20 protein-coding genes are annotated in these 16885 nt (G+C 65.4%); 10 read left to right on the forward strand and 10 right to left on the reverse strand.

The window, feature by feature from the left end:
* Positions 1 to 273: hypothetical protein (locus tag NKG60_RS31460; RefSeq protein WP_352671405.1), on the reverse strand; the 273-nt coding region annotated here is incomplete at its 3' end.
* Between the two features lie 47 nt (positions 274 to 320).
* Here NKG60_RS31460 and NKG60_RS31465 point away from each other — a divergent pair.
* On the forward strand, positions 321 to 1562 hold the full coding sequence (locus NKG60_RS31465; protein ID WP_352671402.1) for an MFS transporter: 1242 nt from the start codon (positions 321 to 323) through the stop codon (positions 1560 to 1562).
* Here the strand turns inward: NKG60_RS31465 and NKG60_RS31470 are convergent, their stop codons facing one another.
* From NKG60_RS31470 to hemC, 6 genes are all read right to left on the reverse strand, one after another.
* Positions 1563 to 2279 carry a glutamine amidotransferase gene (locus tag NKG60_RS31470; RefSeq protein WP_292657163.1) on the reverse strand — a complete coding sequence of 239 codons (717 nt, stop codon included), beginning with the start codon at positions 2277 to 2279 and terminating at the stop codon, positions 1563 to 1565.
* 18 nt (positions 2280 to 2297) lie between these two features.
* The gene (locus tag NKG60_RS31475; protein WP_352671399.1) at positions 2298 to 2777 is read right to left on the reverse strand and encodes a tellurite resistance TerB family protein; all 480 of its coding nucleotides are present in this window, start codon (positions 2775 to 2777) and stop codon (positions 2298 to 2300) included.
* 39 nt (positions 2778 to 2816) lie between these two features.
* Entirely contained in the window at positions 2817 to 4433 is a 1617-nt protein-coding gene (locus tag NKG60_RS31480; protein WP_352671396.1) for a heme biosynthesis protein HemY, read from the reverse strand.
* Between the two features lie 8 nt (positions 4434 to 4441).
* Entirely contained in the window at positions 4442 to 5947 is a 1506-nt protein-coding gene (locus NKG60_RS31485) for a COG4223 family protein (RefSeq protein ID WP_352671394.1), read from the reverse strand.
* A 551-nt stretch (positions 5948 to 6498) separates the two neighbouring features.
* Positions 6499 to 7209, reverse strand: coding sequence for a uroporphyrinogen-III synthase (locus NKG60_RS31490; protein ID WP_352671391.1), 711 nt, complete (start codon positions 7207 to 7209; stop codon positions 6499 to 6501).
* Between the two features lies 1 nt (position 7210).
* Positions 7211 to 8137, reverse strand: a complete 927-nt coding sequence (gene hemC / locus NKG60_RS31495; protein WP_352671388.1) for a hydroxymethylbilane synthase — start codon at positions 8135 to 8137, stop codon at positions 7211 to 7213.
* Between the two features lie 103 nt (positions 8138 to 8240).
* On the opposite strand from hemC, the gene tsaD reads away from it, so the two are divergent.
* From tsaD to NKG60_RS31525, 6 genes are read left to right on the forward strand one after another with little or no spacing between them, the layout of a single operon-like run.
* The gene (gene tsaD, locus NKG60_RS31500; protein ID WP_352976638.1) at positions 8241 to 9326 is read left to right on the forward strand and encodes a tRNA (adenosine(37)-N6)-threonylcarbamoyltransferase complex transferase subunit TsaD; all 1086 of its coding nucleotides are present in this window, start codon (positions 8241 to 8243) and stop codon (positions 9324 to 9326) included.
* Positions 9323 to 10333 (forward strand): NAD(P)H-dependent glycerol-3-phosphate dehydrogenase, encoded by a 1011-nt coding sequence (locus NKG60_RS31505; protein WP_352671386.1) that lies wholly within the window; start codon positions 9323 to 9325, stop codon positions 10331 to 10333. The genes tsaD and NKG60_RS31505 overlap by 4 nt, the downstream gene beginning before the upstream one ends.
* A 26-nt stretch (positions 10334 to 10359) precedes the next feature.
* Positions 10360 to 10656 carry a YciI-like protein gene (locus tag NKG60_RS31510; protein WP_352671384.1) on the forward strand — a complete coding sequence of 99 codons (297 nt, stop codon included), beginning with the start codon at positions 10360 to 10362 and terminating at the stop codon, positions 10654 to 10656.
* Positions 10657 to 10684: 28 nt separating this feature from the next.
* A complete protein-coding gene (locus NKG60_RS31515) occupies positions 10685 to 11110 on the forward strand; it encodes an EVE domain-containing protein (protein WP_352671381.1) in 426 nt (141 codons plus the stop codon).
* Complete coding sequence (locus tag NKG60_RS31520) at positions 11107 to 11763, forward strand: class I SAM-dependent methyltransferase (RefSeq protein WP_352671408.1); 657 nt, start codon at positions 11107 to 11109, stop codon at positions 11761 to 11763. The genes NKG60_RS31515 and NKG60_RS31520 overlap by 4 nt, the downstream gene beginning before the upstream one ends.
* Positions 11764 to 11811: 48 nt before the next feature.
* Positions 11812 to 12228: a DUF1761 domain-containing protein gene (locus NKG60_RS31525; protein WP_352671378.1), complete on the forward strand. Its 417-nt coding sequence runs from the start codon at positions 11812 to 11814 to the stop codon at positions 12226 to 12228.
* 3 nt (positions 12229 to 12231) lie between these two features.
* On the opposite strand, the gene gcvA is transcribed toward NKG60_RS31525, so the two are convergent.
* Positions 12232 to 13152 (reverse strand): transcriptional regulator GcvA, encoded by a 921-nt coding sequence (gene gcvA, locus NKG60_RS31530; RefSeq protein WP_352671376.1) that lies wholly within the window; start codon positions 13150 to 13152, stop codon positions 12232 to 12234.
* A 162-nt stretch (positions 13153 to 13314) separates the two neighbouring features.
* Here gcvA and NKG60_RS31535 point away from each other — a divergent pair, with 162 nt between their 5' ends.
* Positions 13315 to 13560: a hypothetical protein gene (locus tag NKG60_RS31535; RefSeq protein WP_352671374.1), complete on the forward strand. Its 246-nt coding sequence runs from the start codon at positions 13315 to 13317 to the stop codon at positions 13558 to 13560.
* A gap of 176 nt (positions 13561 to 13736) precedes the next feature.
* Here the strand turns inward: NKG60_RS31535 and NKG60_RS31540 are convergent, their stop codons facing one another.
* Positions 13737 to 14273, reverse strand: coding sequence for a L,D-transpeptidase family protein (locus NKG60_RS31540; RefSeq protein WP_245274862.1), 537 nt, complete (start codon positions 14271 to 14273; stop codon positions 13737 to 13739).
* Positions 14274 to 14417: 144 nt separating this feature from the next.
* Here NKG60_RS31540 and NKG60_RS31545 point away from each other — a divergent pair, with 144 nt between their 5' ends.
* Complete coding sequence (locus NKG60_RS31545) at positions 14418 to 15101, forward strand: response regulator transcription factor (RefSeq protein ID WP_023680479.1); 684 nt, start codon at positions 14418 to 14420, stop codon at positions 15099 to 15101.
* A 125-nt stretch (positions 15102 to 15226) separates the two neighbouring features.
* Complete coding sequence (locus NKG60_RS31550) at positions 15227 to 15682, forward strand: Crp/Fnr family transcriptional regulator (protein ID WP_352671371.1); 456 nt, start codon at positions 15227 to 15229, stop codon at positions 15680 to 15682.
* A gap of 147 nt (positions 15683 to 15829) precedes the next feature.
* Here the strand turns inward: NKG60_RS31550 and NKG60_RS31555 are convergent, their stop codons facing one another.
* Complete coding sequence (locus tag NKG60_RS31555) at positions 15830 to 16723, reverse strand: sugar phosphate isomerase/epimerase family protein (RefSeq protein ID WP_352671369.1); 894 nt, start codon at positions 16721 to 16723, stop codon at positions 15830 to 15832.
* Between the last annotated feature and the right edge of the window lie 162 nt (positions 16724 to 16885).

Below are 16885 nucleotides of genomic sequence, written 5' to 3' on the forward strand. Positions count from 1 at the left end.
AAGGTCATGCGCATCGGCCTCGCCGAATTCCACGCCATCAAGTACGGAACCAAACTCAATCTGCAAAATGTGTGAATCCGATAGCCGTCCTTCACGGGGAGAGGGTAAGGGTGAGGGGCAGCGCAAACACCCAAGATTGGCAGGGCGATGGAAACCGCCTTCGATCAGCCTGCCTCCCTTCGCCAGAACGAAATTGGTTGATCCAGGCTGGATTTTTGCGCGCACCCTGCGCCGAACTGCGCTAAAGGCTTTTTTGGCCGGACCAGCGCCCATCGTGGAAGTGCCCCGCCGGCCGACATCGCCGCCACGGGGCCTGATCCATGACCACAGAATCCCAAGTACCGTCCGACCAGCGCTATGCCGCCTTTCGCCACCGGCCGTTCCTGAGCTATTGGGCGGCGCGCTTCCTCTCGACATTCTCCACCCAGATCGTGTCGGTCGCCGTCGGCTGGCAGATCTACGATCTCACCCGCGACCCGTTCGACCTCGGGCTTGTCGGCATCGTCCAGTTCCTGCCTTCGCTGCTGCTGGTGCTGGTCACCGGCGACGTTGCCGACCGTTTTGGACGCCGCCTGATCATGGCGCTGGCGGTGCTGGTCGAGGCGGGCTGCGCCTTGGCCCTGCTGCTGTTGACGCTGCGCGGCCTCTCCGGGCCGATGCCGGTCTTCATCGTGCTCGCCATGTTCGGCATCGCGCGCGCCTTCTTCGGGCCGGCCTCCTCATCATTGTTCGCCAATCTGGTGCCGCCCGAGGATTTCGCCAACGCCATCGCCTGGAACTCGTCCGCCTGGCAGACGGCGACCATCGTCGGGCCGGTGGCCGGCGGCCTGCTCTACGGGCTTTCGGCCGAAGCCGCCTACACCACCGCGGCCGTGCTGATGCTCATTGCCTCCGTGCTGATCTTCACCATCCCGAAGCCCGCCCAGCGCAGCCGGACCGACAGGCCGACGGTACAGACCCTGTTCGCCGGCTTCGGCTATATCTGGAGCGAAAAGATCGTGCTCGGTGCCATTTCGCTCGATCTGTTCGCCGTGCTCCTGTCCGGCGCCTCGGCGCTGCTGCCGGTCTATGCGCGCGACATCCTCGAACTCGGCCCATGGGGGCTCGGTCTGTTGCGCTCGGCGCCCGGCGTCGGCGCCATCTGCGTCGCCATCTGGCTGGCCGGACACCCGATCCGCAACCATGCCGGCCTTGTCATGCTCGGCTTCGTCGCGCTGTTCGGCGCGTTCACCGTCCTGTTCGGCCTCTCGACCATCACCTGGCTGTCGATTGTAGCCCTTGCGCTGCTCGGCGCCACCGACATGTTCAGCGTCTATATCCGCGAGACGCTGATCCAGCTGTGGACGCCGGACGACGTTCGCGGCCGCGTCAACGCCGTCAACCAGGTGTTTGTCGGCGCCTCCAACGAGCTCGGCGAATTCCGCGCCGGCACCATGGCCGCGTTGATCGGCACGGTTCCGGCCGTGGTGGTCGGCGGCATCGGGGCGATCGCTGTCGCCGGCCTATGGGCAGTGCTGTTCCCGCAGCTGCGCAAGGTGCGTCATCTCAGGGGGCGAAACTGATTACCGCAGCGCCGGCTTGCCAAAAATCATCGGCAGGAACTCGCCGAGCCAGCGCTTGAGGTGCATGTCCCAGATCAGCCGGCCGCCGAGATGGTCGCGGCCGGGCTGGGCGCCGGGCAGTTCGAAGCGGTGAGCGCCGCGCACCACCCAGCGCTGCATCATCGCCCGGGTCAATTCGCCATGGAACTGGATGCCCCAGGCATTGTCGCCATAACGGAAGGCCTGGTTGGGATAGGTTTCGGCCGTCGCCAAAAGTGTCGCGTCCTTCGGCAGCGAAAAGCCCTCGCGATGGAACTGATAAACCATCTCCGGCCAATGCATCAGCCTGCTGCCCGCTTCGGTCGCCTTCAGCGGATACCAGCCGATCTCGACGAGACCCTCGCCATGACCCTCGACCCTGCCGCCAAGATGCTTGACCAGCATTTGCGCGCCGAGGCAGATGCCCAGCAGCGGCCGGTTCTCGTTGAGCGGAATTTTAAGCCAGTCGGTCTCGCGGCGGACGAACTCGTCGCCGTCATTGGCGCTCATCGGCCCGCCAAACACCACGGCGCCGGCATGGCCATCCAGCGTCTGCGGCAAGGCCTCGCCGAGCGGCGGGCGGCGGATGTCGAGATCGAAGCCTTCCTCGATAAGCATATGGCCGACCCGCCCGGGGCTCGAATGCTCCTGATGCAGCACGATCAGGATCTTTGGTCTCGGACTTGGCTTGGGCGGCATTGGAAGGCGGGATCCTGTCTATTCGTCGCTTGACGTTCCGGCAGCACCAGGAGCCGCGGCGGCCGCCTTGAGGCGCGCCTCGACACGGTCGCGACGTTCGACGCCGATCAGCTCGGCGACCCGCCAGACGGTATTGTCCTCGAGTTCGTGCAACTCGCCATCGGCATAGACGATCTCCCACATCAGGCCGATGAAGGCCTTTCGCGCCTCGGCATCGAGATGGCGCTTGAGCACGCTGGTAAAGGCGTAGAGGTCGATCGCCTCATTGTCGGCCCGCTCGCCGGCAGCCGCCAACGCATCGAGTTCGTCGCCGCTGATCGAGTAGCTTTCCGCCAGCACCTTCTTGAACCGCTCCCATTCGGTATCCTGGCGCACCCCGTCGGCGTTCATCACGTGGAAAAGCAGGGCGGACGCGGCAATGCGCGGATCGTCGGCGCTGGGGGTGGCGCCACCACCGGACGGCAGGTCCCTTAGAAACGACAGAACGCGTTCGAACATCAAATCATTCCCAATAAGCCCGGGTCCACTCGACCCTGATCAGAACAAACGAAACCGGCGCGTCGATTTATTCGCCGCGTCGTCGGGATCGACGCCGGGATCGTCGGGCAGCCGCGTCAACTCCTGCGCCGGCTCGACGGCCTCGGCATCTTCCGGCACCGCGGCAAACGCCGCCGCGGTGACCGGTGTCACATGATCCTCGCCGGCACGGTCTTCCGTCTTCTCCTCGGTCGCCGCGCTCGGCGTCTCGGCAGCAACCGCTGTGGGCTCGATCGCCTCGGCTGTTTCCTGTACCGGCTTGGCTGGAGCCCCGATGGCCGGCACCGGTGCCTCCGGCGTCTCTTCATGGCTGTCGATCAACTGCCCGAGCCGCTCCATCGGCGCCCGCCATTCGAATGCGTCGAGCCTGCCGGTGATCGGCGATACCGGAGCCCAGCGTTCGGAGACGACGCCGTCGGCGACCCAGGCCGGGTCGCGCGGCGCCCTCACCGCCTTCGACAGCAACTGCCGCACCTTGCCCTGGTCGCCGGTTTCGGCCTCCTCGATATCGGCGAGCAGCAGATAGGCGCCTTCGCTGCGATCCATTCGGATGGCGGCTTCCGCCTCGCGACGGGCGGTTGAAAAATCCTGCGCATCGAGCGCGGCGCGCGCCACGGCAAGCGAGGACTCGGCATGGTTCTTCTTCAGCTCCTGCAGCTTCTTTGCCCGGTTCAGCCGGTCGAGCACGGCATCGCCCGGCCTGGCATGGGTATAGAGCTCGGCGATCTCGGGATGCGGCTCGGCCTTCCACGCGGCCTCGAGGATTTTCGAGCCCTTGCGCACGTCGTTCTGCCGAAAAAGCAATTTCGCCGCGACGACCGCAGCCGGCGCGAAATCCGGCCGCAGCCGGTTGGCTTCGAGCGCCGCCGTCCGAGCGGCATTGGTATCGCCGTCGATCAGCGCCTGCGCCTTGGCGGTAAGCAGCACGGCGCGGCGCCGGTTGGCCGCATCGCGCTCGATCTGCCGGGTCGACTTCTGGGCGTCGACCAGTTTCAGCGCACCGTCCCAATCGCCACGGCCGGTCAGGTCTTCCAGCGTCGATTCGGCCGCCCAGGCCAGTTGCGGCGCCACCGCCGCCGCGCGGCCGGCATAGTGGCGGGCTGCATTGCGGTCGCCGAGCCGCTCGGCCTCGAGGTAAAGCCCGCGCAGGCCGAGCAGCCGCATTTCGGGATCGTCGAGCATGGTCTCGAATTTTTCACGGGCGCCCTCATGGTCGCCTTCGAGCAGCGAGGCCTGCGCGTCGAGCAACTGGATCAGCGGCTCCTGGTCGGAACGGATCAGCTTTGCCGCCTCCTTGGTCTTCTTGCGGGCGAGCGCGCCATCACCGGCACCGGCCGCGATCATGCCGGTCGACAGCGCCTGGTAGCCGCGGTCGCGGCGACGCACGCGGAAATAGCGCGAGATCGTATAGGGGCTGTTCCACAGCGCCTTGACCAGCCACCAGACGATCATCACCGCGGCAACCACGGCGACGACCGCAACCGCCGCGACCATCAGGCTGACCTGGTATTGATAGCCGTTGAAGGTGACGAGCATTTCACCCGGCCGGTCGGCCAGCCAAGCGAAGCCGAGCCCGAGCGCAAAGACGACGGCGAGGAAGGCGAGGATGCGGATCATTTGGTTCCTCACGCCTTCATCGCGCCGGCGATGAGCGACTCGATCTGCATCTCGACCTCCATCCGCGCTTTCAGCTTGCCGGCAAAGTCGGCGCCGGCGGCCTTGGCCGCGTCAGGCAGGGTTTCGTATTCGCTGAGCGCCTTGGCGTAGTCGCCCTGATTGACCGCGACCTCCATGCGGGCGACGGTTTCCGGAACGCCGGTGCCTTCGACGGCGCCGATCGGCCTGACCTTGACCAGCGATTCGGCGCTCGACAGCAGCTTTTGCAGGATGCCGGCATTCTGGTCGACGGGCGTCGCGGCAGCGACCATGGAGTTGGCGGCGGCGTCCGCGTCGGCGGCGATCTCGGCCCGCGTCGGGACGCCCTTTTCGGCATAGGCGCGCAGCGTCGCGATCTCGGGTGCATGGGGTGCGATCGCGGCAAAGGTTTCGAGCTCGGCGGCGAACGGCGCACCACGGTCGAGCGCTGCCTTGAGCGCCGAGGCGGCAATGGCCAGCGCGATCTTCGGCTGGGAAGCCTGTGCATCGACCTTGCCCGAGAGCTGTGAAACCGACTGTTCCAGGGCCGCAAGCCGGCCTTCCTGCGCCTTTGCCGTGTCGCCGGCGGATTTCACCAGCGCGTCGAGCGCGGCCAGCCTTTCGTTGAGCGGGCCGAGATCGACGGGCGCCGTGCCGCCGGCCTTGCCGAGGGCCGCGACCGCCGTCTCGATCTGCCGGACCTTGTCGCCAAGTGCTGTCACCCCGGCATTGTCGCCGGCGCCACTTTGCTCGACCGCCGACTTCAGCGCCGCAACGTCCGCCCTGACCTGGTCCAGCGCCGACGACAGCCCGTCCACCTTGGCCGATGCATCATTGTTGGCGCCGGCCTGTCTGAGGTCCGCGACCTCGCGCTTCAGCGAAACGATCTCACCATTGACCGCGTCGAGCGACACGCCGCCCGACCCCGGCGCACCGAGCAGGCCGGCAAATTGCAGCCCGCCGGCCGCGGCGAGCGCGATGACGCCGCCGATAATACCGGCGGCGATGCCGTTGATGCCGCTCCGCTTCGGCTGCGCTGCCATATAGTCGTCCCTCGTCTCAGCTGTCTTCTCGCCGGAGCCTGCGATGCCCGGTTCGTTGGCTCCTGTTGGGCTGGATGCATCGTCGAAACTGTAGTCTGAAACCGTGGAGCGACCGGCCGGCGCATCCGAACCGGCGGGGTAAGGGGTTTCCGTTTCCCTGGTAGAATCGGCGCCGGCATCCGCCGGCTCTCGCGTGCCGGCCGGCGCGGCTGCATCGGCATGTTCCCATGGCTCGAGATCGGTCTGGTCGGCATGCACCGGCTCTTCAGGCGGCTCCGGCTGCGAGGCGTTCGCCGCTTCCTCGGCCCGCGCCTCGTCGGTCTGCGCCGCGGCTGGCTGCTGCGTGCTGGCATCCTGTTGGTCGGCGAGTCGCGAGACGGCGCCGGGCTCAAGCTCGATGGTCACCGGCTCACGGCGGCTCTTGGAATGCCGCATCTTCGGCGTCTTGACCATGCTCGGGCTCCGCAAAATTCGCTTCGGGATGGTTTGAAGGGTCTAGCACATCACCAAGCGGTGAAAAGGGGCGGCGTGATGACGCCGCGGCTTGGAGTTCAGTTTTGGCAAAACGCCGCAGCGGTTTTGGGAAATGCCATGCGGGGCCAGAAACAAAAAACCCGCCTCGGCGGCGGGTCGTTGGGGCGAATCAGCACCATAGGTGATTTTCTAGCATAGCTGCCGGCACAAAGCAAGAACAAAATGTGGCTCGAGGGCGATCGTCCATGTTGGCGCTGCCCGCCAAGCTGCCGATCTCCCCCCTTGCGGGGGAGATGGCTGGCAGGCCAGAGGGGGGTGTGACAGAGCACCAACGTCGACTTAAACCCATCCCGAACCGGGATGGAGGGCTCGATTGGCTGACAGGTCGGAGGGACAGCACCCCCCTCTGCCCTGCCGGGCATCTCCCCCGCAAGGGGGGAGATCCGCAGCTTCGCCGACAGCGCCTGCTGCGGAATAAATTGAGGATGCCGGCAGGAGGTATGCCAACGTCCGGAACAGGCGGATGCCAGTCAGCACGACGCCTGCAAAAGCCCCAGCAAGGCATCTTCGCTGGGCTCAGGCGCAATCCGGATCCCGGCGACATCGCCCAGGGCCGCGGCGATGCGCCCCGACAAGGCGAAAAAGCGCGTGTCCTGAAAAAGGCCACGCAGCGCCGGCCGGCCAGCCAGGGCCTGCATCGCCATGGCCGCCTTGGCCGAATAGAGCAGCACCGCCTCGACCGGCCGGGCGGACAGGCGCGCAAGAACGGCCTCGTTGGAGTAATCCAGCGCAACGGTGTCGTAGGTCTCGACGGCGCGGACCTGAACGCCCAACGCCAACAGCCGCTCTTCGAAGCCCGGAAAGCGCACCCGCCCGCAGAGATAGACGATCGTCTGCCCCGCGTAACCGCCAGCAAGCGCATCGGCCAGCGCCTCGGCATTCTCCGGGCCTTCGCTGACCGACAGAAACCCGGCCGCGCGGGCGGCTTCCGCCGTCTTCCTGCCGACGGCGTGGCAGGGCAAGCCGACGAGTGCAGCGATGACCTCTTTCGGCGCATGGCGAACGGCATTGGCACTGGTGACCGCGACCGACGCCGCGGCGTCAGCGAGCGCGCCGGCGTCGACCGGCAGCGCCACGGTTTCGGTCAATGGCAGGAGGATCGGCTGAAAGCCGGCATCCGCAAGGCGGCGCGCCGTGCGCAAGGCGCCCGGTTCGGGTCTCGTCACCAGGACGCGGAGCATGTCAGGTCCAGCCGTCGAAGAATGTTTCGCCGGCCTTGGCCCGAACGGTCGCGGCGGCTTCCGCGCCGATGCGCGCCGCCTCCTGCGCCGGCCCTTGCAGCCTGACCTCATGCGACTGCGTGCCATCGGGCGAGATGATCAGCCCGGCAAAGGAAACCGTTCCGCCCGATATCGTCGCATGGCCGGCGATCGGCGTGCGGCAGGAGCCGTCGAGCGCCGCCAGGAAGGCACGCTCGCAGGCCAGCGCCTCGCCGGTCAGCCCGTCGTGGATCGCTACCAGCATCTGTTCCACGTCGCGGTCGCCGATGCGGCTTTCGATGCAGATCGCGCCTTGCCCCGGCGCCGGCGGAAAGACCTCGAGCGGCATCAGGTCGGTGACGACATCTTCGAGCCCGAGCCGCTTCAGCCCGGCATAGGCGAGGATGGTGCCGTCGGCGATGCCCTCGTCAAGCTTGCGCAGCCGCGTCTGCACATTGCCGCGGAACATCACGACGTCGATGTCCGGCCGCATCCGCCGGATCAGCGCCTGGCGCCGCAGCGACGACGAGCCGACCCTGGCGCCTTGCGGCAGGCCGGCAATCGTTCGCGCCGCCTTGCCGATGAAGGCATCGCGCGCGTCCTCGCGCGGCAGGAAGGCGGACAGTTCCAGCCCTTCGGGCAACAGCGTCGGCATGTCCTTCGACGAATGCACGGCGATGTCGATGCGGCGCGCCAGCAGCGCCTCCTCGATCTCTTTTGTGAACAGGCCCTTGCCGCCGGCTTCCGACAGCGGCCGGTCCTGGATGCGGTCGCCGCTGGTCGAGATGACGACCACCTCGAAAGCTTCCGCCGGCATGCCATGCGCCGCCATCAGCCGCGCCTGCGTTTCATGCGCCTGCGCCAGCGCCAGCGGGCTGCCGCGTGTTCCGATTTTCAAGGTTGTTTGCATGACGCGCCGTCCGTGATAACCCCCGGCAGATCGAGGCCGTTTTCCGGCTTTCTCCTATCGGGGAAAGGCCGGTTGCACAATCATCGAGGACAGCGACGAATTGATCCGCGTTCTGGGCATCGAGACGAGTTGCGACGAGACCGCCGCCAGCGTTGTGGCGCTGGACGGTCGCAGCACGCCGCAAATCCTGTCGAACATCGTGCTCAGCCAGATCGAGGAGCATGCTGCTTTCGGCGGCGTCGTGCCGGAGATCGCCGCGCGCGCCCATGTCGAGGCGCTCGACAGCATCATCGAGGCAGCGCTGGCCGATTCCGGCGTCGAACTCGCCGACATCGACGCGATTGCCGCCACCGCCGGTCCCGGTCTTGTCGGCGGGCTGATCGTCGGCCTGATGACGGCAAAAGCCATCGCCGCGGCAGCCAAAAAACCGCTGATCGCCATCAACCATCTCGAAGGCCACGCGCTGACGGCCAGATTGACCGACGGGCTCGACTTTCCCTACCTCTTGCTGCTGGTCTCCGGCGGCCATACGCAGATCGTCGCCGTGCGCGGCGTCGGCGACTACCAGCGCTGGGCAACGACCATCGATGACGCGCTTGGCGAGGCCTTCGACAAGACGGCCAAGATGCTCGGCCTGCCCTATCCGGGCGGACCGAATGTCGAGCAGGCGGCGGCAAATGGCGATGCGGCACGTTTTGCCTTTCCGCGCCCGATGAAGGGCTCGGCGCAGCCTGATTTTTCCTTCTCCGGCCTCAAGACCGCGGTGCGCCAGGCGGCAACGGCGATTGTCCCGCAGAGCGACCAGGATGTTGCCGATATCTGCGCCTCGTTCCAGGCGGCGGTAGCGGATGCGCTGGGCGACCGCGTTGCGCGGGCGCTGACCAGGTTCCGTCAGCAATTCCCGGACAAGGCCGAGCCTGCATTGGTTGTCGCCGGCGGCGTCGCCGCCAATCGGACGATCAAGGCGACATTGCAGGGCCTGTGCGGGCAGGCCGGGTTCAGCTTCGTCGCGCCGCCGCTTGACCTCTGCACCGACAATGCGGCGATGATCGCCTGGGCCGGCATCGAGCGGCTGCGCGCCGGCATATCAGGCGAAAACGCCGCCGATTTCGTGCCACGCTCGCGCTGGCCGCTGGACAGCATCTCGGCCCCGATGGTCGGCTCGGGCCGGCGTGGGGCCAAGGCATGACCGGCAGCGAGCACAAGGCGCCAAGCGGTTGGCGCGTCGCCGTGCTCGGCGGCGGCGCCTGGGGCACGGCGCTGGCGCTGGCCATGCTGCGCGCCGGTCATTTCGTCCGCCTCTATGCGCGCGACCCGGAGACCGTCGCGGCGCTCGACCATGGCGAAAATCCGCGCTATCTGCCGGGCATCGCGCTCGATCCCGGCATCGTGGCGACGAGCGACATCGAGGCCGCGCTCGACGGCGCCGACTGCGCTCTGGCAGTGGCGCCGGCGCAATCGTTGCGGATTATGCTGACGGCCGCGTCCAGCCATATGCCGAAAGGCGTCCCGCTGGTCCTCTGCGCCAAAGGCATCGAGCGCGACACCGGCGCGCTGCTGTCGTCCATTGCCGAGGAAATCCTGCCGGCAAATCCGGTCGCCGCTTTGTCCGGCCCAAGCTTTGCCACTGACGTCGCCAAAGGCCTGCCGACGGCCGTGGTGGTCGCCGCCCGCGACGAGGCTCTGGCCACCGACCTTGCCGCCCGTTTCTCGGCGGAAAATCTGCGCTGTTATTCGAGCGACGATCTGATCGGCGTCGAGATCGGCGGCGCGCTGAAGAACGTCTTTGCCATTGCCGCGGGTGCCGTCACCGGCGCCCGGCTCGGCGCCAGCGCCCAGGCGGCGATGGTGACGCGCGGCTTCGTCGAATTGCGCCGCATCGGCGCCGCCTTTGGCGCCAAGCCGGAGACGCTGATGGGGCTTTCCGGCCTCGGCGACCTGCTGCTCACCTGCTCGTCCGCGCAGTCGCGCAATTTCGCCTATGGGCTGGCGCTGGGGCAAGGCAAGCCGCTTGCCGGCTTGCCTTTAGCCGAAGGCGTGCCGACGGCGGCAATCGCCGCCCGCATCGCCGGCGAGCGCCGGATCGACGCGCCGATCATCGCCGCCGTCGCCGCCATACTGGACGGCACTGTCACCATAGACCAGGCTGTGACGGCGTTGATGACCAGGCCGCTCAAAACCGAAACCGACATGTGATCCCGAACGATTGCGGAGATGGAAAGATGCTGTTTGCGTTGATTTGCAAGGACAAGCCAGGAAGCCTACAGGTGCGGCTCGATACGCGGCCCGAGCACATTGCCTTTTTGGAAGGGCTGAACGGCGACAAGAAACTGGCCGTCGCCGGCCCGTTCCTCGACGCAGACGGCAAGCCGAACGGCAGCCTCGTCGTTGTCGACGCGCCCGATCTGGCGGCGGCAAAGACCCTGTCGGCGGCCGATCCCTATACCAAGGCAGGGCTGTTCGAAAGCGTCGAAATCCGGCAGTGGAACTGGAGCTTCAACAAACCGACGGACATCTAATCGGCGGCACCTGAGGAGGAGCAACACAATGAACTACTGGCTGTTCAAATCCGAACCTTCGGTCTTCTCCTTCGAGAACCTCAAGGCCAAGGGCAAGGCCGGCACGCAATGGGACGGCGTGCGCAATTATGCGGCGCGCAACAACATGAAGGCGATGCAGATCGGCGATCTCGGCTTTTTCTACCATTCCAATGACGGGCTCGACATCGTCGGCATCGCCGAGGTCTGCGCTCTGGCCCATCAGGACAGCACCACCGACGATCCCCGCTGGGAGTGCGTCGATATCCGCGCCTTCAAGGACATGCCGAAGCCGGTGACGCTGGAACAGGCCAAGGCCAATCCAAAGCTGGCCGACATGGCGCTGGTGCGGCTCGGGCGGCTGTCCGTGCAGCCGGTGACGCCGGCCGAATGGCAAGAGGTTTGCCGCATGGGCGGCCTGACGCCGGCGCCATGACGGCGCTGACGCCGGACAGCGCCAGGAAATTCATCCTCGACAACACGGCGCTGACGGCGCCGCCGCATGTGCCGGAGATCCGCCTGCATCTGGCCGACGAGGCGCACGAACTGTGGCAGCGGACAGAGGATGAGCTGACCGAAATCGGCCTGCCGCCGCCCTTCTGGGCTTTTGCCTGGGCCGGCGGCCAAGGCCTTGCCCGCTACATCCTCGACAATCCGGCAACGGTGCGCGGCAGGCGCGTGCTCGACTTCGCCTCCGGCTCCGGCCTCGTCGCGATTGCCGCGGCCAGAGCTGGCGCTGCGGAGGTGATCGCCGCCGATATCGACCCGTTCTGCGCGACAGCGATCCGCCTCAATGCCGAGGCCAATGGGGTCGAGATAAAATTCCTCATCGGCGACTGCATCGGTACCGATGCCGGCTGGGACGTGGTGCTGGCCGGCGACGTCTTCTACGACAAAACCTTCGCCGACAGGCTGATGCCGTGGTTCGCCGCGCTGAAGGCGCGCGGCGGCGACATCCTCGTCGGCGATCCCGGCCGCTCCTATCTGCCGAAGGCGGGGCTGGAGCCGCTTGCCGTCTACGAAGTGGCGGTGACGCGGGCGCTGGAGGACGCCGAGGTCAAGCGCACCACCGTCTGGCGTCTTGCTTGACGGCATCGCCGAACAGGCGTTCCATCGCGCAATCGACCGGAGGGAACCATGGATTTTTCAGCAATCAATTGGCTGGCGGTAATCGTCGCCGCCGTCGTGGCGTGGCTGTTCGGCGCGGCCTGGTACATGGGCTTGAGCAAGCCGTGGCTGAAGGCCGCCAAGCTTGATCCGGCGACGATGAGCAAATCGATGCTGCCCTTCGTCGTCTCCTTCGTCGCGGAGCTCGTCATGGCGCTGGTCATGTCGCTGATCATCGGCGCCGTGACCGGCGGCGAACCGAGCCTGCTTGCCGGGGTGATCTTCGGCTTCGTTCTCTGGCTGGGGTTCGTCGCCACCACGCTTTCGGTCAACCATCGCTACGAAGGTTTCGGCTGGGATCTGACGCTCATCGATGTTGGTCACTGGCTTGGCGTGCTGCTTCTCATCGGCGCGGTGATCGGCTGGTTCGGCGCGGCGGCGGACTGAACGTCAGCTCGGGGTCCTGGCGATTTCCTCGAGAAGCCAATCGCGAAAGGCGGCAATGCGCGGATCATTCGCCGCACTTTCCGGATAGACCAGGAAATAGGCGAATTCGGGCGCGACCTTGATGCCGAGTTCGAAGGGCCGGATCAGCCGGCCCTCGGACAGGTCGTTTGCCACCATGGCGAAATCGGCGAGCGCTACCGCGTTGCCGTCGAGCGCGGCCTGGACGGCATCCGTCGAATTGCCGAACACGATGGTCCGGCTGTCGTCGAAATCGTCGACGCCCGCCGCCGCCATCCATATGCTCCAATTCGGCCAGGTGACGCCTTGGCGCGACCACTCGATATGGGCCAGCGTATGATGGAACAGGTCGCGCGGCTCCTTAAGCGGCGGCCCCGACCGCAACAAGGCCGGGCTGCAGACGGGAATGATGACGTTTTCGAACAGCCGGTGCGAGCGAAGCCCCGGATATTTGCCGGTGCCGAAACGGATGCCGACATCGACATCGTCGCGATCGAAGTCGCGCACCTCGTAGCTGATGTCGAAACGCAGCTCGATCGCCGGATGCTGCTTGCGAAAATCGTCGACGCGCCGCATCAGCCACTTCGTCGCGAATTGCGCGTCGAGGGTGACCTTCAGCAGCGCCGATCCGCGCGCCGCCTTCTGCGCCCGTGAGACGGCCCGGCCAAGCAGGTCGAGCGCGTCGGTCGAAGCTTCGAACAGCACCGCGCCCGCATCGGTCAGCCGGATCGTGCGGCTGGTGCGTGTGAACAGCACGATGCCGAGCTGATCCTCAATTTCCTTGATCTGGTGGCTGATCGCTGCCGGCGTCAGGCCGAGCTCGTCGGCGGCGCGGGTGAAATTGAGGTGCCGGGCCGCTGCCTCCAGCGTCCGCAGCGCACGGGTTCCAGGCAGCAGGCGCGCCATCAATGCCAGACGAGGAGGGTTCGGTCGAGCATTCCAATCCTCAAACAAAACTTGAAGATACAGAAAAAACTACTCGTTTCCCGTTTGAATTTCAATCCGCCATGATCTGAGCATCGAAGAAACATCAAACCGGATTTGATGTCCGGAGAAGCGGATTGCACCATGTCTGACATCGCCTTGCGTTCTGTAGTCCTCCGCCCGGCCTGGCTGCGCGCCGTGCTTGACTGGCTTCGGCATGCAAAAATCGCGATCAGTCTTCCCTACGAGAATGTCGAGAACCTCTCTGATCGCCAGCTGCGCGACATCGGCGGCGAACGCAAGGACATCGCACGCGCCATGGACCGCGAACTCGGCCGGCTCGGTCTTCTCGACATAGGATGGCAAAGGAGTAGGGGAGTAGGGGAGTAGGGGAGTAGGGGAGTAGGGGAGTAGGGGAGTAGGGGAGTAGGGGAGTAGGGGAGTAGGGGAGTAGGAAAAAGCTAAGCGGCGCGCCCGCGCCTGTCTCTACTCTTACTCCCCTACTCCCTTACTCCCTTACTGCCCTACTCCCTTATTCCCCTTACTGCCCTACTCCCTTATTCCCCTTACCTCACCACCCTTACCACCGTCCGCTCTGACAGCAGCGGCAGCAGCCGTGCCATGGTGCGGGCTGTTACGGCGACGCAGCCTTGCGTCGGCGTGAAGCCGGGGCGCGCCAGGTGGAAGAAGATGGCGCTGCCGCGCCCGCGCCGGCGCGGCACAATGTTCCAGTCCAGCACCAGGCAGGCATCATAGAGATCGTCGGTGCGCAGCATCCGCTCATGGCTGGCGCCATAGGGGATTTTGACCGGGCGGTTGTAGTTGCGGTCCCCAGGCACCTCGCACCAGCCGAGGTCGCGGCCGATCGGCGTCATCGCCAGCCGCGTCCGGCGGCCGCCGGCAAAACGGTCGCCGCGAAAATATCCCGACAATATCCGCATCGAGGCGAGCGGCGTGGCGCCGTCGCCCTCGCGCTTGCCGGCCGAGATGCCGCCATGCCCCAGTGCACACGGAAACACCAGTTTGCCGGCCTGCAGAAAGCCCTGGCTGGGCTGGCCAGGCCGCGCGCGCACGGTGAGCACGGTGAGCCCTTTCGGCAAAATTGCGCCGACTGCATTGCGATCTTGTTTTTTCTTGTATGATTGTGCCACGGAACAAATCACTGTGAACGGCTGTTGTGCCGGTCAGCTTCCGCATAAACAGGCAGCGGTCAACTGAAATCTCTTTTCAAAACAACGGATTGATCCATGACTTCACGCACCATTCTGATCGTCGACGACGATGACGACCTGCGCGGCACCCTTGTCGAGCAATTGTCGCTTTATGAGGAATTCGATGTCCTGCAGGAAGCGACCGCCGCCAAAGGCGTCGCCACGGCGCGCGGCGGGCTTATCGACCTTCTCATCATGGATGTCGGCCTCCCCGACATGGATGGCCGCGAGGCGGTGAAGATATTGCGCAAGGGCGGCTACAAGGCGCCGATCATCATGCTGACCGGCCACGACACCGATTCCGACACGATCCTTGGCCTCGAGGCCGGCGCCAACGACTATGTGACGAAGCCGTTCCGCTTTGCCGTGCTGCTGGCCCGCATCCGCGCCCAACTGCGCCAGCACGAACAGAGCGAGGACGCCACTTTCTCGGTCGGCCCCTACACATTCAAGCCCAGCCAGAAGCTTCTGATCGACCCGCGCGGCGCCAAGGTGCGGCTGACCGAAAAGGAAGCCTCGATCATCAAATATCTCTACCGCGCCGACCAGAAGGTGGTGACCCGCGACGTGCTGCTGGAGGAAGTCTGGGGCTACAATTCCGGCGTCACCACGCATACCCTCGAAACTCATGTCTACCGGCTGCGCCAGAAGATCGAGCGCGATCCTTCCAACGCGGAAATTCTCGTGACAGAAAGCGGCGGCTACAAGCTGGTTCCTTAAACATTTCATTATTCAAATAAGCGATCCGGGCGGGACGCTTTTCGGGTACGGTCCTGAGGCTGGAGGTGGTTTTGGATCGGCCTCGTAGGGGAGGAGTCGGACTGACGGTTCGGGGACATAGCTAGATGGCGCTGGATGACGACATCCGCATCCTGTCCACCGTGGGGCTCTTCGAGGGCTTTACGCAGGAACAGCTGCGTCTGCTCGCCTTCGGCGCCGAAACCACCATGCTGCAAGCCGGCCACAAGCTTTACCGGGAGGACGACGCGGCCGAGTCGGCCTATATCGTGGTCAGCGGCCGCATCGTCCTCTACCGCGAGCACAATGGCGAGCGCATCCCGATCGGCACCGCCGGCCCCGGCACCATGCTCAGCGAGCTGGCCCTGATCGCCGACACCAACCGGCTGACCAGCGCCTCCGCCGAAATCGATTCGGAAGTGCTGCGGCTCAGCCGCAAGATGTTCCGCCGCATCCTCGAGGAATACCCGGAGCTGGCGGTTCACCTGCACCAGCGCATCTCGGAGGATTTCCAGGCGATGATCCGCCGCATCGAGGAACTTGGGCCGCGTTTTGCCGGCTAGAGCAATTCCAGGAAAAGTGTGAAACGGTTTTCCGTCCGGAATTGCGTCAAAACAGAGAGATAGACCGGTTCTGCGTTTCCGTGAAACGACGAACCGGTCTAATGTAGCGCCTCTGGCCTAGCCAGAATGATTTCGGAACGCGAGGGCTCAAGGCCGGTGCGTTGCGGAAACAAGCTCGGCCTTGCGCCGTGCCGTCTCCAGTCCGAGCGCAATGAAGCGGCGCGCATGTTTGGCCAGCTCCATATTGTCGGTCCACAGATTGCGCCAGATCGCGGTTTTCCGCGACAGGTTCTCGTCGACGATTTCCGACGAGAAGGATTCGAAGCTGAGGTCGTCGCTGTAGCCGATGGCGGTCAGCGCATCGAATATCGCGGTGAAATCGATATTGCCGGTGCCGAGGAAGCCGCGATGGCTCTCGCCGATATGGACGTAGCCGATTTTCCTTGCGGCGTTGCGGATGGCCAAGCCGACATCGGCCTCCTCGATGTTCATGTGGAAGCTGTCGAGATGCAGGAAAATGTTGTCGGAGCCGCTGTCTGCGATGAAGGCCATGCCTTGCGCTGCGGTGTTGAGCAGGTTGCTTTCGAAGCGGTTAACGATCTCGAGGTTGAGGGTGACGCCGGCTGATTTTGCCGTCTCCGCCACCTCGGCCAGCGTGCCGGCGCTGCGGTCCCACTGGTCGCGGGTCGGCGCCTCGCTCTGCAAGCCGTGGCTGGTGCTGAGAATGCCGGCAACCTTCCGGCCGCCGAGATCGCGGGTCAGCGCGATCGTACGTTTCAGGATTTCGACGCCGTGCGCGGCAATCGTTTTGTCGGCGCTCGAAATATCGCCGTCGGCCGGCAGTCCGATGCTGATCGCAACGCTGAGGCCGAGATCGGCGATCCACTTGGCCAACCCGTCAATGTCGACATTGGCGGGGTCGAGATAGGAGAATTCGATCAGGTCGAAGCCGGCTTCCCTGGTGTTGGCCAGCGTCCGCTCGAGGTCGCCCTGCGCCGAGCTCGCCGACCAGACGAACGAATGGATTCCAATACGCGACATGATCGTCTCCGGTTATTCCAGCGGACCCCAAGTCCAAAAGCGGTTTGGCAATCCGTTGCTCGGACAAAAAGGTGGGGGCGGGCATAACCGCCCCCCCCCAGCGGGGGGGGGTGGGGGCGCGCGGGCGCGCCCGCGTAAGAGTTAGAATATTTTGGAGTGGAG

The organism is Mesorhizobium sp. M1428, assembly GCF_040317515.1.
GTDB lineage: Bacteria > Pseudomonadota > Alphaproteobacteria > Rhizobiales > Rhizobiaceae > Mesorhizobium.

Bases quoted from the DNA above. Each gene is read 5' to 3' on its own strand.
- NKG60_RS31475 (WP_352671399.1), bottom strand. From the start codon at position 2,777: ATGTTCGAACGCGTTCTGTCGTTTCTAAGGGACCTGCCGTCCGGTGGT.
- NKG60_RS31465 (WP_352671402.1), top strand. From the start codon at position 321: ATGACCACAGAATCCCAAGTACCGTCCGACCAGCGCTATGCCGCCTTT.
- NKG60_RS31515 (WP_352671381.1), top strand. From the start codon at position 10,685: ATGAACTACTGGCTGTTCAAATCCGAACCTTCGGTCTTCTCCTTCGAG.
- NKG60_RS31485 (WP_352671394.1), bottom strand. From the start codon at position 5,947: ATGGTCAAGACGCCGAAGATGCGGCATTCCAAGAGCCGCCGTGAGCCG.
- NKG60_RS31510 (WP_352671384.1), top strand. From the start codon at position 10,360: ATGCTGTTTGCGTTGATTTGCAAGGACAAGCCAGGAAGCCTACAGGTG.
- NKG60_RS31535 (WP_352671374.1), top strand. From the start codon at position 13,315: ATGTCTGACATCGCCTTGCGTTCTGTAGTCCTCCGCCCGGCCTGGCTG.
- NKG60_RS31520 (WP_352671408.1), top strand. From the start codon at position 11,107: ATGACGGCGCTGACGCCGGACAGCGCCAGGAAATTCATCCTCGACAAC.
- hemC (WP_352671388.1), bottom strand. From the start codon at position 8,137: ATGCAAACAACCTTGAAAATCGGAACACGCGGCAGCCCGCTGGCGCTG.
- NKG60_RS31490 (WP_352671391.1), bottom strand. From the start codon at position 7,209: ATGCTCCGCGTCCTGGTGACGAGACCCGAACCGGGCGCCTTGCGCACG.
- NKG60_RS31525 (WP_352671378.1), top strand. From the start codon at position 11,812: ATGGATTTTTCAGCAATCAATTGGCTGGCGGTAATCGTCGCCGCCGTC.
- gcvA (WP_352671376.1), bottom strand. From the start codon at position 13,152: ATGGCGCGCCTGCTGCCTGGAACCCGTGCGCTGCGGACGCTGGAGGCA.
- NKG60_RS31505 (WP_352671386.1), top strand. From the start codon at position 9,323: ATGACCGGCAGCGAGCACAAGGCGCCAAGCGGTTGGCGCGTCGCCGTG.
- NKG60_RS31470 (WP_292657163.1), bottom strand. From the start codon at position 2,279: ATGCCGCCCAAGCCAAGTCCGAGACCAAAGATCCTGATCGTGCTGCAT.
- NKG60_RS31555 (WP_352671369.1), bottom strand. From the start codon at position 16,723: ATGTCGCGTATTGGAATCCATTCGTTCGTCTGGTCGGCGAGCTCGGCG.
- NKG60_RS31550 (WP_352671371.1), top strand. From the start codon at position 15,227: ATGGCGCTGGATGACGACATCCGCATCCTGTCCACCGTGGGGCTCTTC.
- NKG60_RS31480 (WP_352671396.1), bottom strand. From the start codon at position 4,433: ATGATCCGCATCCTCGCCTTCCTCGCCGTCGTCTTTGCGCTCGGGCTC.
- NKG60_RS31545 (WP_023680479.1), top strand. From the start codon at position 14,418: ATGACTTCACGCACCATTCTGATCGTCGACGACGATGACGACCTGCGC.